This is a genomic window from Bradyrhizobium diazoefficiens USDA 110, assembly GCF_000011365.1.
GTDB lineage: Bacteria > Pseudomonadota > Alphaproteobacteria > Rhizobiales > Xanthobacteraceae > Bradyrhizobium > Bradyrhizobium diazoefficiens.
This window is the reverse complement of sequence record NC_004463.1, coordinates 7,731,488-7,743,871: the sequence shown is the minus strand read 5'-3', so window position 1 is coordinate 7,743,871 and position 12,384 is coordinate 7,731,488. Positions and strand designations below refer to the sequence as shown.

Below are 12,384 nucleotides of genomic sequence, written 5' to 3'. Positions count from 1 at the left end.
TCTATTCACGGCCATCGTGCTCTAGATCGAATGTGAAAACGCCGTCCGGGGTGACCGGGCGTGCGAGCACCTCGGGATGACGCAAGGTGCGAAGCGCATCGTGGTAGCCGGCGCGCCAATGGTCTTGCATCGAAAGGCGGGAGAACTCGTAGTCCTTGGAGTGGCCTTCGTGGTTGCGCGCCCGATAGATCAGGTGAACGATGTTGTAGACGTTGGGAGACACCGCGGTGTTCAGGAGCTTCACATCCTCGTGCTCCCTGAGTTCTTCGGGAATCCGGTCCAGGAGCGTCGTGAGCGCACGTCGCAGGCGCTGCACGTGCTTGAACTGGTCGGTGCTCGCGCGCGTGCGACTGGAATATTGAATTTCCTTCTGACGCGTGACGACCTCGGGCAGATTGCCCGGAAGCTGCCCCTTCGCGCTCCAGAGATCGACCTGAAACGCCAACATGTCCTGCGGCACACCCCCATCGATCACCCATTGCAGCGGCGTATTGGAGACAAGGCCGCCGTCCCAGTAATGCTCGCCCTCGATCTCCACGGCGGGAAAGCCCGGTGGCAGCGCGCCGCTTGCCATGATGTGCTCTGGGCGAATCGTGTGGGTGCTGTTGTCGAAATAGACGAAATTGCCCGTTCTCACGTTGACTGCTCCTGCACTGAACCGCGTCATCCCCGCGTTGATGCGATCGAAGTCAATCAGGCGCTCCAGCGTGCTCTTCAACGCGACGGTGTCGTAGAAGCTGGTTGCTTCGGTCGTGCCGCCGGCGTGGAGCCATGGCAGGAGGGGGCGCGCGGAGAAGAACCCGTTTGCGCCGCATGCCGCGGCAAGGCCCGCGCTCATCTGGTTGAGGATATTGCGCGCATTCTCGCTGCGCGCATCGAGAAATGGGTTTCCGGCCCAGTCCCAAGGTGCAGTCGAAGTTACCCGCGTCCAGAAATCGCGCAGCCGATCAACACGTGACTCGGCCGGGTTGCCCGCGATGATCGCGGCATTGATCGCGCCGATGGAAATGCCGGCAACCCAATCGGGGTGGATGCCAGCTTCCGCCAGCGCCTCGTACACCCCCGCCTGGTAGGCGCCGAGAGCGCCGCCGCCTTGCAACAGCAGGGCTATGCAATCGAATGGCAGCCGCCGTTGGGTGGCCGGCAGGTGTGATCGGGGCTGGAAATTCATGACTGGTCTTGCTCTCGGGTGTGGGATGATCGAGCCGGCGTTGCGGAAGCCGCGATGACCGTTCGCTAAAACAAACTATACGGTATAGTGTATATATTGCTGCGCAACTCACGAGATCGTGCTTCAGTGGCGCGCTGTCACGTTCGTGGCTAGCGCTGAGTTGACCGCTGTCCGACCTTGGGCGGCTCGAGCATCACTTCCTTCAGGTGATCGCTGGTCGCGATGACGACCACGAAGTTGAGCTTGCCATCCTGTTTCATCAACCCGCCAGCGAGCGCCTGTCCGTCCGCCGCGCTTTCCGCGACCCGCACCGCGTCCGACAACTCCTGCTTGATCCACTTCAGGGCTATGATGTTGGCGAGATCCGCGCGATCGAGCTCCTTGAGCGATGACGCGATCTCCCTTTGCGATACCCTTCCGGTGTTCGCATCTATGACATTCTCAAAGACCCGCTCGTTCTTGATCGTGCGCACGCGGTAGACCGGCGGACCGGATATCTCGAAGCTGATGTCTGCGGTCCTCGACCCATCGTGCAGACCCTCCGCAATCGCCATGGCCTGTCCGATCGGGACCTTCGTGGTGTGGAACTGCTCCAACACGCGGCGAATGGCCGCCTCCTCGACGTTGCCCTGCGCGGTCGCGCTTTGCTGTTCGGCGTCGGTAGGGACCTGCGTGACGCCGGCCAGAGCACCGGTGCCGGCGAGGGCCGCGGAACAAACGATGAGGGCAAACAGCTGCTTCTTTGGCATCGCGCATAATCCTGTGGTGTTCTTCATGATCGGTGGTCTAGTTCGGCACGAAGGCGTACCGGCTGATCTGGAAGCCCGGATGCCGAGCAGATCGCCACAACTTTCGAGGCCGCGCCGGAGCGAGCTTGTGCCGTCGCGCCGCGATCCGATGCGGGCTCCCCCGCCCTGCTTGGTCATGAACGGCGGGCTGTAGCTGGGCCAGGCTCTCGCGAACGCGTAGATCGGCCGCCGCCGGGTTGCCGTCATCGTCGCGCACAACGGCGCCGCCGACTTCAGTTTCGGGCAACTGCGGTGGAGCCTGGGCGATATCGTGCTCGGCGGGCGCGGGACGCAGTCCGAACCCGCTGGTGTCGATGACGGCCGCTTCGGGGCCCCTCCGCTCCGAGTGGATCCGGATCGGCGGCAACGCAGAATGCTGCTCCGTGAGCCGGCTCGGCGAAGGTGCGGGCAACACCCAGTCGGCCGCCAGAAGCAGCAGGAGCAGCGCCCCTCCAGCGGAGAGAAAATACGCCCGCAGGGGCATCTCGGGCTCGACGGCGGCGCTCGCACGTCGCGACAGGACAGACTTCCTGCTCACGGCCTGTTCCCAGACATGAAATGATTCCGTCTCGTTTTCAGAAGCTCGTGGGCCGCGGGTGCCGGCACGCGCGTTCGGCGTCGAGATAGCCGCGCTCGTCGAGCCATTCGATCGGGCAATAGGCCATCGCCTTCGGGTCGATCATGTGCCCGTCGCGCTTGAGGGCCGCTCGCGTGCCGGTGCGTCCGCTCCAGACCGAAGAGCCGGTGGCCGGCTCCACGTCCATGACGTCGAACACTTCGATGAAGTTGAGCATGTCGAACGTCCAGGATGCTCACGCGGCGGGCGGGGAAGGGGGCTCGACGCCTTCAAGCGCGACGCCTCTGCGGACGAGTTCGGATTCGATCGCGTCGAAGATGGACTCGACCGGCGCGAGCCACACCGTGACCCAGCAGATGATGCAATCGCGAGCAAGCAACAGCCCTGACGTCATGCGCGGCCCCTCCGGCGGGCCGCATGCCGCACCGGCGCGGGTTCGCCGACGGCGAGCGCGTGCACCCAGGCGAGCACCGAAATGGTGAGACCCAGCAGCAGGCTCACGCCCACGAGCGACACGGCCACCATCAGATTGAGCGAGGCGACGGCAATCCCGGGCCAGGGATTTTCCCGCACGAGCGCCAGGAACAGGCTTGACATCTTCGGTCTCCTAAATAAACTACACCGTATATTTCATATACAGCGCGGATCGCGGGATGTGTCAAGAGCCGAGACTCACAAGCCCGTGTTCGTCCTGGTCGGGCGAGGGGACTTCGGAGTGAGGCCAAGGTTCCCTTTGAAAGCGGATGCCTCAACTTGAGAAAGGATTCGATATGTTCAAGAACCGGTTGGTGCTCGCACTCCTGGTGCTCGTTGCGTCGGGCGCCGCTGCGTTCGCGCAGGAGGACCGCGGCACGGCTGAGCAGAGAGCGGCGTGCACGTCTGACGCGTTTCGCCTGTGCGCCGGCTACATCCCCGATCCCACCAATGTGGAAGCCTGTCTCAGGCAAAGAAAGTCGGACCTGAGCGAAGCCTGCAGAGCCGTGTTCGGCCATGCAGCCGCTGCGGCTTCGGTCAGGACCGTCGGGTCGCACCGATAGCGCGGCGCAAGGAATGAGGAACGATCGTATGAATACGATATATGCGCCTGCTTTCGCCGCGTTCGGAGGCTCGGCCTTCGGAGCGATTTCCACGATCGTGACGGGATGGATGTCCCGGCGCCGCAGACTCCGCGAGCGCCATCAGGCGCACGCGGTGTCGAAGCGCGAGAAGCTCTATCGCAGCTTCATTGAGGAGGCGTCCCGACTTTACGCGGACGCGCTCACCAGCGACAAATCCGAGATCCCGGCATTGGTGAACTTGTATGCGCTTATCGGGCGCATGCGGATTCTGTCCGAGGATGAGGTGGTCCATGCCGCAGAGCGGGCTGGCCGGCTGATCATCGAGACCTACCTTGCACCGAACACCCCGTTCGTCGACCTGCCGGGCTTCCTGGAGGAGATGGATCCGTTGCGTGAATTCGGCGAAGCCTGCCGGCGTGAGATGCACGCGATTCCGTTGCGTTGAGGCCGAGCATGCTGAAGGCGCAGACGACCCGCCAGGCTGGATTGTCCTGCACGCGTGAACGAATCGTGCAGGCTGCAATCCGCTTGTACCGGGAGATCGGGTACCGGAAAACCACGGTTGCCGACGTCGCTCGCGACGCTTCAATGTCCCCCGCAAATCTCTACCGGTTCTATCCCTCCCGCCGGGCGCTCGAGGAGGCCGTCGTGACGGAGCTGCTCGACGAGGTGTTGGCGGCGGCCGCAAGTGCAGCGCGAAGCGGCCGCTCGGGCCTGGAGCGCCTGAATGCAACGTTTGGCGCGATCTCCCGGCTGCATGAAGACCGGCTGGCAAGCGATGTCCGCTTGCACGAACTGGTGGTGGCCGCAGGACAGGCGAACTGGCTGGCCAGCCTGTCTCATGCGGATCGGCTTCGTGGTGTGGTGCGGTCGATCATCGCGGCGGGGCAGGTGAGCGGGGAGTTCCGCGGCGGGAGCCCGATGGCGCTCGCCTGCTGCCTGCTGGACGCAATGGATGCTTACCTCAGCCCCTCCCGTGTCAAGGCGACCGCCCTTCGGCCAACGTTCGACGAGATGATGCGCTTTTGCGCGGGGGCGCTTTGCAACGCAGCGTTCGCTGGCCCGGCGCCCCATCAACTCATCAACGTTCAGGCCAGTATGCGCTACAGATCCGCCTGCTAAACCCGACGCTCGATTGGCTCACGGCGTCCAGTCTGCCTCACAGGCCGCGAGGAAGAAGCCGACACGTTCGCGCATGAAGGACGGCAGCTCCCGTCTCAGCTCCTTCGGTGTTTCCCCGACCAGCGACCGAAACAGCATCGGCAACAGGATCAAATCCAGGAAGATCTGAGCGGTGGCAAGGCTTCGCTTGCCGCTGAAGGGCCCCTTTGGAGCGCGCGCCAGCTTCTGCGTCGCTTCATTCAAGAGTTGGGAAACGGCGTTGACGGAGCGATCGCGCGCGGCGTCGTGGACGTTGCGGCTCAACTCGGGAAAACGCTGCGCTTCAGCAATCGTGGCGCGAACCATGCCCAACGATTCCTCGATGAGCTTTTCCACGATGGTGGTGCCGAGGTTCGAGAGCTTGTCATGAAGGGTGCGGCCCTCGGGCTCGACGCCTTCGAAATCCGTCAGCCTGCTGATGGTGCGGGCCACCACCGCCGCGAATAGTGCCTCCTTGCCGGGGAAGTGCGCGTAGATGGTCGGCTTGCTCGCCGGCGCCAGCTCGGAGATGTCGTCGATGCTGGCGCTACGATAGCCCTTCTCGAGAAAAAGCTGCTGGGCTGCGTCAAGGATCCGGACCTGGACGTCGCCGGCAAGGTCTTTGGTCGGTCTGCCCCGTTTCGGGGTGCTCTTCTTGGTCATCCGTCGATCCTCCAGTCACGAGTCTGTGCGCGCGCAGATCGCACTTGACATGGCGGGCCGGAAAAGGCAACAAAAAGAAAATATACGGTATAGTTTATTTAATCGCCGCGACGTCCATCAGGACCAGCGGCGGCACCTCCCGGACAGTCGAGGCCGCAAACCTGTGTGCATTGGCCTTGCGATCGTCCGGTCGACCTCAGGAGAGAGCGAATATGTCGTGCCCCGACCCGGACCGCCCACAACACGGCATCCTGCTGCGCGAGTTACATCACAGGGTCGATAAGGGGATCGCCTCGGCGATCGATCTGGTCTCGGCGGCGGTCATCCGCGCCGACGGAGCGGAAGCAAAGGCCGCCCTGAGCGACGTCGTGGAGCTGCTGCACGGACATGCGGAGCTGCATCGGGCGCTGGCCATGCCGGAGGGCGATGTCCTCAACGATGCCGCGACTTACATTCGCCGACTGGGCTGCGCCATGCGCCAATCCTTTCTGGATCGAATGGGGATCCGGCTGACGCTCACCACCGAGTCTCTCCCGCTTCAGCCCGAGCGGTGCGGACGGCTTGGCCTGATCGTCCACGATCTCATCGTCAACGCAGCGAAGCATGCGTATTTCGACGCGCGCTCCGGCGAGATCAAGGTCAAGCTGTCGCGCATCGGCTCGGTCGCGAACTGCGTGGTGCTGGACAACGGCTCGCGGCCGGCGCGGGCCTTGGGCCGGGAGTTCGAGATCAGCAATGACCTTGCGAAAGGGCTCGGCGGACGGATCGAGCACGGCTTCGCTGCCGAGTTCACATCCGTCGTGGTCTCGTTTCACCTGAGCGAGCGGGAGCGGCAGGCAAGCTGGTCGATGGCGGCGCGCCGCATGAGGCGGCCGCGCCGGCTGAAGACCAACGCGCCCGTGACGCCCGGCTCGGGCGCCGGCCTCCCGGATCAGATCGAGCGTCCGGCCGCGATGCGCGCGGATCCAGATTCACTGCGAGCGCGCCCGAACGAACGGGCCACGCTGAGCACGGGCCCGGATGTCCTGGGCAATCTCCTGTCACCCTCTCACCGTACGGACGCGCTATGAACCCGCGTTATTCGAACCTCTCCAAAATCGGTCGAACTGAGCGCTTGCTGCGGCCTCTCGGCGGCCTGGCCCTCGCACTTGTTGCTGCCGCGCTCGGCGGCTGCGACGATCGCGCTGCCAGTCCTTCCGCGCGCGCCGCTGTCGTGCGTACGGAAATCGTGCAGCCGAGAGATCGGCAATCCTCGCTTACCCTGACCGGTGAGGTGCAGGCCCGCTTTCGGGCGGATCTGTCGTTCCGCGTCAGCGGGCGCGTCCTCGCGCGCTATGTCGATGTCGGGACCCACGTGAAGGCCGGCGAAGTGCTGGCCATTCTCGACCCGGCCGAGCAGGAGGCCGATGTCGATGCCGCCACCGCCGCCGTTCTCGCCGCAGAATCCCAGCTGCGTGTGGCAAAGGCGACTTTCGATCGGCAGACGGCGCTGATCGCGAGCGGCTTCACCACGCGCACGGCCTACGACCAGGCGCAGGAAGGGTTGCGAACCACGGAAGGTGCGCTTGAAGCGGCAAGAGCGCAGCTCGGAACCGCGAAGGACGTGCTCGGCTATACCGCGCTGCGAGCCGAAGCCGACGGCGTCGTCACCGCACGCAGTGTGGAGACCGGTCAGGTCGTACAGGCTGCCCAACCGGTATTTTCACTGGCGCAGGACGGGGACCGGGACGTCGTCTTTGACGTCTATGAGTCCATTTTCCTCGGTGCTGCCGACCGAAGCAGCGTTTCGTTGGTGCTGATCTCCGATGCGACCGTGACCGCAGGCGGTCAGGTTCGGGAGGTCTCGCCGGCGGTCGACGCGAGGAGCGCGACCATTCGGGTCAAGGTGGCGATCAAGGACCCGCCTGCCGCAATGACGCTTGGAAGCGCCGTCGCGGGAACTGTGAGAGTGAAGACCGAGCCGCAGATCGCATTGCCCTGGCGCGCATTGATGGCGGCGGGCACCAGCCCTGCGGTCTGGACCGTCGATCCGGCAACACGGACCGCCTCGCTGAAGCCGGTGACGGTCGGTGGCTACGAGGCCGGAGAAGTGTTGATCAAGGCAGGTCTGGATCCGGGCGAGCGCGTCGTCGTCGATGGCGGCAAGCTTTTGAGCGTGGGCCAGCCCGTGACCTATGAAGGAGACCGCTCATGACGGGCCGCGCAACGATCGTGGCGGGCCCGCTTGCATGCGCGCTCGCGCTTGCCGGATGCCAGCAGGAGACGAAGGCACCCGAGGCCGTGCGGCCCGTCCAGTCGCTGCTTCTCGCAGCGGACCTCGCGGACGATGCCGTTGCGGTGGGCGTTATAGAGCCGCGCTACAAGACCAATCTCGGCTTCCGTGTGCTGGGACGTCTGATCACGCGTCCCGTCTACGTCGGTGACCTCGTGACTGAAGGACAGACGGTCGGCACGATTGACTCGACCGCCCTTGAGCTCGCCGTTCGCGCGGCCAAAGGCCAGCTTGCCAAGGCCGAGGCGCAGTTCGCGACCGCTCGCGCGACGGAGGAACGGCAGCGAACGCTCATCACCACCGATGCAACCACGAAGCAGATGCTCGATAACGCCGAGCAGGCGCGTGCCGGCGCCGAAGCGACGGTTGCGCGCGAACAGGCCAATCTGACCAAGGCGGTCGAGCAGCTCGGCTATTCGCAGATCAAGGCCGACTTCGCCGGTGTGGTCACCGCAGTCGGTGCGGACGTCGGCCAGGTGGTGTCCCCCGGCCAAAGCGTGGTGACGATCGCAAGGCCCGATATTCGCGAAGCGGTCGTCGATATCGGACCGGACTATCCGCTGCCGCTGGAGGTCGGTCTGCCGTTCACGGTCAGCCTGCAGCTCTTGCCGGCGGTTCAAGTGGAAGGCACCGTTCGCGAGATTGCGCCGCAGGCCGATCCGGCAACGCGCCTGCGGCGGGTCCGCATCGCACTCAGCAATCCGCCTGACAGCTTCCGGCTCGGCGCGACCGTCACGGCAAAGCTCGGCAGGCAGCAAGGCCCGGTTCTCCGGCTGCCTGCGTCGGCGCTGCTCGTCAAGGATGGCGCCAATTTCGTCTGGATCGTCAATCAGCCCGCCAGCACAGTATCGCTGCAAAAGATCGATGTGGCGGCTGGCCAAACCGGGGCGCGCGTCACCGGTGGACTTGCTCCTGGCGCACGCGTCGTCACCGCCGGGGTCCACAGTCTCAAGCAAGGACAGCGCGTCCGTATCGAACAGGATCAGCAGCCATGAAGTCGTTCAACCTCTCCGACTGGGCGCTCGGTCATCGCTCGCTCGTCTGGTATTTCATGATCGCCTTCATGGCGGCGGGATTTTTTGCCTATCTCCAGCTGGGACGGCAGGAAGACCCCGACTTCACCATCAAGACCATGGTCGTCCAGGCGCAGTGGCCGGGTGCGTCACCCGAGGAGATGACGCGCCAGATCACCGACCGGATCGAGAAGAAGCTCGAGGAGCTGGAATCGCTCGATTACACCAAGAGTGTGACGGTTGCGGGTCAGACCACCGTCTTCGTCTATCTGCGCGACAGCACCAAGGCTGCCGACGTGAAGCCGACCTGGATTCGTGTTCGCAACATGATCGCGGATATCAAGGGCGACTTCCCGCAAGGGGTGATCGGGCCCGGCTTCAACGATCGCTTCGGCGACGTGTTCGGCAACATCTATGCCTTCACCAGCGACGGCCTGAGCCAACGTCAGCTGCGCGATCATGTGGAGGACATCCGTGCCAAGGTCCTGACCGTGCCCGACGTCGGCAAGGTGGACATCCTGGGCGCACAGGACGAGGTGATCTATCTCGAATTCTCCACCCGCAAGATCGCGGCCCTTGGCCTCGACGTTCACGCGATCATGAGCTCCTTGCAGGGGCAGAATGCGGTTGCCCCATCCGGCGTATTCCAGGAGGGGCCCGAGCGGATCAGCGTACGCGTGAACGGCCAGTTCACGTCGGAGGCAAGTCTGAAGGCAGTCAATCTGCGCATCAACGATCGCTTCTTTCCCCTGACCGACGTCGCAACCATCACGCGCGGTTATGCCGATCCGGCCAGGACCTTGTTCCGGTACAACGGCGAGTCGGCGATCGCGCTTGCCATCGGCATGAAGTCCGGCGCGAATCTGCTGCATTTCGGCGAGGCGCTGAAGGAGGAGATGTCGAGAATTACCGCCGACTTGCCGGTCGGCGTCGGCGTTCACCTCGTCGCCGATCAGCCCGTCGTTGTCGAGCATGCCGTGTCCGGCTTTACCGAGGCGCTGTTCGAGGCCGTGATCATCGTTCTCGGCATCAGCTTTCTCAGCCTGGGCATGCGCGCCGGCCTTGTCGTCGCGATCGCGATTCCGCTGGTTCTCGCCATCACCTTCGTCGTGATGGCCTATGCCGGCATCTCGTTGCAGCGAATTTCGCTTGGCGCCCTGATCATCGCGCTCGGCCTGCTGGTCGATGACGCCATGATTGCCGTCGAGATGATGGTCGCGCGGCTCGAGGTCGGCGATCCCTTGGAAAAGGCGGCGACGCACGTCTACACCTCGACCGCCTTTCCCATGCTGACCGGAACGCTGGTGACCGTGGCCGGCTTCATTCCGATCGGGCTCAATAGCAGCAATGCGGGCGAGTTCACCTTCACGCTGTTCGTGGTCATCGCCGTCTCCCTGATCGTCTCGTGGATCGTGGCGGTGCTGTTCACGCCGTTGCTCGGCGTCACCATCCTGCCCGCCAGGATGAAGGGCCATCACGAGCAGAAGGGGCGCGTAGCGCAGTTGTTCACGCGTCTCCTGCTCGTCTGCATGCATCGCCGCTGGACGACGATTGCCGTTACTGTCGCCGCCTTTCTGCTGGCGCTGTTCGGCATGAATTTCGTGCAGCAGCAGTTCTTCCCGTCTTCGGATCGCGCCGAGCTCGTGATCGACTGGAATCTGCCGCAGAACGCATCCATTGCCGATACCAACTCGCAGATGGCGCGCTTCGAGCGCGAACAGCTCCAGGGCAGCAATTCGGTCGACCACTGGTCGTCCTATGTCGGCACCGGCTCGCCGCGCTTCGTCCTGTCCTTCGACGTGCAGACCGCCAACACCTGGTTCGGCCAGATGGTGGTCGTGACCAGGGGCGGCATCAAGGCGCGCGACCAGGTCAAGGCGCAGTTCGAGGACTACCTGAGGAAGACGTTCCCCGGCACCGATACCTACGTCAAGCTGCTCGAGGTCGGCCCCCCGGTGGGGCGTCCCGTGCAGTTTCGCTTGAGCGGGCCCGACATCGCGAAGGTGCGAGACCTCGCGCAGAAGCTCGCCGGTATCGTGCGGAGCAGCCCCGATCTCGGCAATGTCGTGTTCGACTGGATGGAGCCGGCCCGCGTCGTCAAGGTGGACGTTCTCCAGGACAAGGCGCGGCAGCTCGGCGTCACCTCGGAGGACATTGCCTCCACCTTGAACTCCGTGCTCGAGGGCACGCCGATTACCCAGGTGCGCGACAGCATCTATCTCGTCAGTGTCACGGGACGTGCGACGGCGGCTGAACGTGCCTCCATCGACACCCTGCGCGACCTGCAATTGACCGCGCTCGGCGGCCAGGCCGTGCCGCTCGGTGCGGTGGCCAATTTGCGTTACGAGCTCGAGCAGCCGACGATCTGGCGGCGCGCGCGGATCCCGACCATCACGTTGAAGGCCGGCATCGTCGGCAACGCGCAGCCAAAGACCGTCGTGGATCAGCTCGCGCCGAAAGTCGCGGAGTTCACCAAGACGCTGCCGGCGGGCTATTCGGTGCACATCGGCGGGTCCGTCGAGGAGAGCGCCAAGAGCCAGGCGCCGATCGTCGCCGTCGTTCCGCTCATGCTGTTCGTCATGGCCACGGTGCTGATGATCCAGCTGCAGAGCTTCCATCGCCTGTTTCTGGTGTTCGCGGTCGCGCCGCTGGCCGTCATCGGTGTCGTCATGGCGCTGCTGCCGAGCGGTGCTCCGCTCGGCTTCGTCGCCATCCTCGGCGTGCTCGCCCTGATCGGCATCCTCGTCCGAAATTCGGTGATCCTGATCGTGCAGATCGAGGATCTCAGGAAGGAGGGGCGGCCGGCCTGGGACGCGGTGGTGGAAGCGACCGAGCATCGTATGCGGCCAATTCTGCTGACGGCGGCCGCGGCAAGCCTCGCGCTGATTCCGATCGCGCGCGAGATTTTCTGGGGGCCGATGGCCTACGCGATGATGGGCGGCATCATCGTCGGCACGCTGCTGACGCTGCTGTTCCTGCCGGCGCTGTATGTGGCCTGGTTCCGCATTCACCCCGATCACAACGATAACTCATCCATGCACGAGCCCGCAGCGCCTGCGCACGACATTTCGCCGGAGCCGGTCTCCGCGGCCACGCCGGTGCCGGTTCTCGAACCACAGATTTAACAAGGGAAAGTACAATGCTTCGTAACACAGGTCTGATGCTGTCCATCGGTGCGGCACTTGTAACGGTGACGTTGACGTCAAATCCGGCGTCCGCGCAATTCCCGCCGCCGCCGCCCATGGCGGGGCCTCCGCCGATAGCAGCCGGAGGTCCTCCGGCCTTCGCGGCTCGTCCGCCGATCGGACCTGGCGGTGTGCCGCATGCCGGCCTCGGCGGCCCGGCGCCCCGCCTCGGTGCTGGAGCTGCACCGCGCGGGGCTCTCGCTGGAAGCGGGCGCGGCAGCCCGGCGGTGGCGAACGCCGCTCGCGCCACATCCGTCACCTACAACCGCTTCGGAGGCTACGGTCGCTACGGTGGAGCCCGGTACGGCTATCGCGCCGCGTATGCGGCCGGCGCTTACGCCGGAGCCGCTGCCGGCTACGCCTATGGCGGCTCGCGCTATTCCTCTGACAGTGACTGCTACTACGTTTACAGACGTTACCGGCGCGTGATGGTGTGCGAATAGACCGCACACCGACCGCTACGGCGAGCTCGCCATCAACGCCGCCCCGGCGAAGGCGGCGGCGGGGTAGGGCGTGT

The 12,384-nt window shown here is 64.6% G+C and carries 15 protein-coding genes; 8 read left to right on the top strand and 7 right to left on the bottom strand.

What is annotated here, in order from left to right; genetic code table 11:
* Position 1: 1 nt before the first annotated feature.
* The 6 genes from BJA_RS35625 to BJA_RS35605 all read right to left on the bottom strand — a co-directional run bounded on the left by BJA_RS35625 (position 2) and on the right by BJA_RS35605 (position 3,133).
* Positions 2-1,171, bottom strand: coding sequence for a DUF3734 domain-containing protein (locus BJA_RS35625; protein WP_011089764.1), 1,170 nt, complete (start codon positions 1,169-1,171; stop codon positions 2-4).
* 149 nt (positions 1,172-1,320) lie between these two features.
* Positions 1,321-1,947 carry a PepSY domain-containing protein gene (locus BJA_RS35620; RefSeq protein WP_236842129.1) on the bottom strand — a complete coding sequence of 209 codons (627 nt, stop codon included), beginning with the start codon at positions 1,945-1,947 and terminating at the stop codon, positions 1,321-1,323.
* Between the two features lie 10 nt (positions 1,948-1,957).
* Positions 1,958-2,497: a hypothetical protein gene (locus BJA_RS35615; RefSeq protein WP_051000251.1), complete on the bottom strand. Its 540-nt coding sequence runs from the start codon at positions 2,495-2,497 to the stop codon at positions 1,958-1,960.
* Positions 2,498-2,534: 37 nt separating this feature from the next.
* Positions 2,535-2,753, bottom strand: a complete 219-nt coding sequence (locus BJA_RS35610; protein ID WP_038965536.1) for a hypothetical protein — start codon at positions 2,751-2,753, stop codon at positions 2,535-2,537.
* A gap of 18 nt (positions 2,754-2,771) precedes the next feature.
* On the bottom strand, positions 2,772-2,930 hold the full coding sequence (locus tag BJA_RS42465; RefSeq protein ID WP_165448173.1) for a hypothetical protein: 159 nt from the start codon (positions 2,928-2,930) through the stop codon (positions 2,772-2,774).
* The gene (locus tag BJA_RS35605) at positions 2,927-3,133 is read right to left on the bottom strand and encodes a hypothetical protein (protein ID WP_038965537.1); all 207 of its coding nucleotides are present in this window, start codon (positions 3,131-3,133) and stop codon (positions 2,927-2,929) included. Before BJA_RS35605 ends, BJA_RS42465 begins: the two co-directional genes overlap by 4 nt.
* A 173-nt stretch (positions 3,134-3,306) precedes the next feature.
* Here BJA_RS35605 and BJA_RS35600 point away from each other — a divergent pair, with 173 nt between their 5' ends.
* From BJA_RS35600 to BJA_RS35590, 3 genes are read left to right on the top strand one after another with little or no spacing between them, the layout of a single operon-like run.
* Positions 3,307-3,573 carry a hypothetical protein gene (locus tag BJA_RS35600; RefSeq protein ID WP_038965538.1) on the top strand — a complete coding sequence of 89 codons (267 nt, stop codon included), beginning with the start codon at positions 3,307-3,309 and terminating at the stop codon, positions 3,571-3,573.
* Between the two features lie 28 nt (positions 3,574-3,601).
* A complete protein-coding gene (locus tag BJA_RS35595) occupies positions 3,602-4,039 on the top strand; it encodes a hypothetical protein (protein WP_049832451.1) in 438 nt (145 codons plus the stop codon).
* An 8-nt stretch (positions 4,040-4,047) separates the two neighbouring features.
* Positions 4,048-4,716 carry a TetR/AcrR family transcriptional regulator gene (locus tag BJA_RS35590; protein WP_011089761.1) on the top strand — a complete coding sequence of 223 codons (669 nt, stop codon included), beginning with the start codon at positions 4,048-4,050 and terminating at the stop codon, positions 4,714-4,716.
* An 18-nt stretch (positions 4,717-4,734) separates the two neighbouring features.
* Here BJA_RS35590 and BJA_RS35585 read toward each other — a convergent pair whose 3' ends face one another.
* Positions 4,735-5,397: a TetR/AcrR family transcriptional regulator gene (locus BJA_RS35585; RefSeq protein WP_011089760.1), complete on the bottom strand. Its 663-nt coding sequence runs from the start codon at positions 5,395-5,397 to the stop codon at positions 4,735-4,737.
* Positions 5,398-5,609: 212 nt separating this feature from the next.
* On the opposite strand from BJA_RS35585, the gene BJA_RS35580 reads away from it, so the two are divergent.
* The 5 genes from BJA_RS35580 to BJA_RS35560 are packed head-to-tail and all read left to right on the top strand — an operon-like array spanning position 5,610 to position 12,310.
* Positions 5,610-6,467, top strand: coding sequence for a sensor histidine kinase (locus BJA_RS35580; RefSeq protein ID WP_011089759.1), 858 nt, complete (start codon positions 5,610-5,612; stop codon positions 6,465-6,467).
* A complete protein-coding gene (locus BJA_RS35575; protein ID WP_011089758.1) occupies positions 6,464-7,591 on the top strand; it encodes an efflux RND transporter periplasmic adaptor subunit in 1,128 nt (375 codons plus the stop codon). The genes BJA_RS35580 and BJA_RS35575 overlap by 4 nt, the downstream gene beginning before the upstream one ends.
* On the top strand, positions 7,588-8,664 hold the full coding sequence (locus BJA_RS35570; protein WP_011089757.1) for an efflux RND transporter periplasmic adaptor subunit: 1,077 nt from the start codon (positions 7,588-7,590) through the stop codon (positions 8,662-8,664). The genes BJA_RS35575 and BJA_RS35570 overlap by 4 nt, the downstream gene beginning before the upstream one ends.
* Positions 8,661-11,807, top strand: a complete 3,147-nt coding sequence (locus BJA_RS35565) for an efflux RND transporter permease subunit (RefSeq protein ID WP_011089756.1) — start codon at positions 8,661-8,663, stop codon at positions 11,805-11,807. The genes BJA_RS35570 and BJA_RS35565 overlap by 4 nt, the downstream gene beginning before the upstream one ends.
* 14 nt (positions 11,808-11,821) lie before the next feature.
* Positions 11,822-12,310 (top strand): hypothetical protein, encoded by a 489-nt coding sequence (locus BJA_RS35560; RefSeq protein WP_011089755.1) that lies wholly within the window; start codon positions 11,822-11,824, stop codon positions 12,308-12,310.
* Positions 12,311-12,384: the final 74 nt, after the last annotated feature.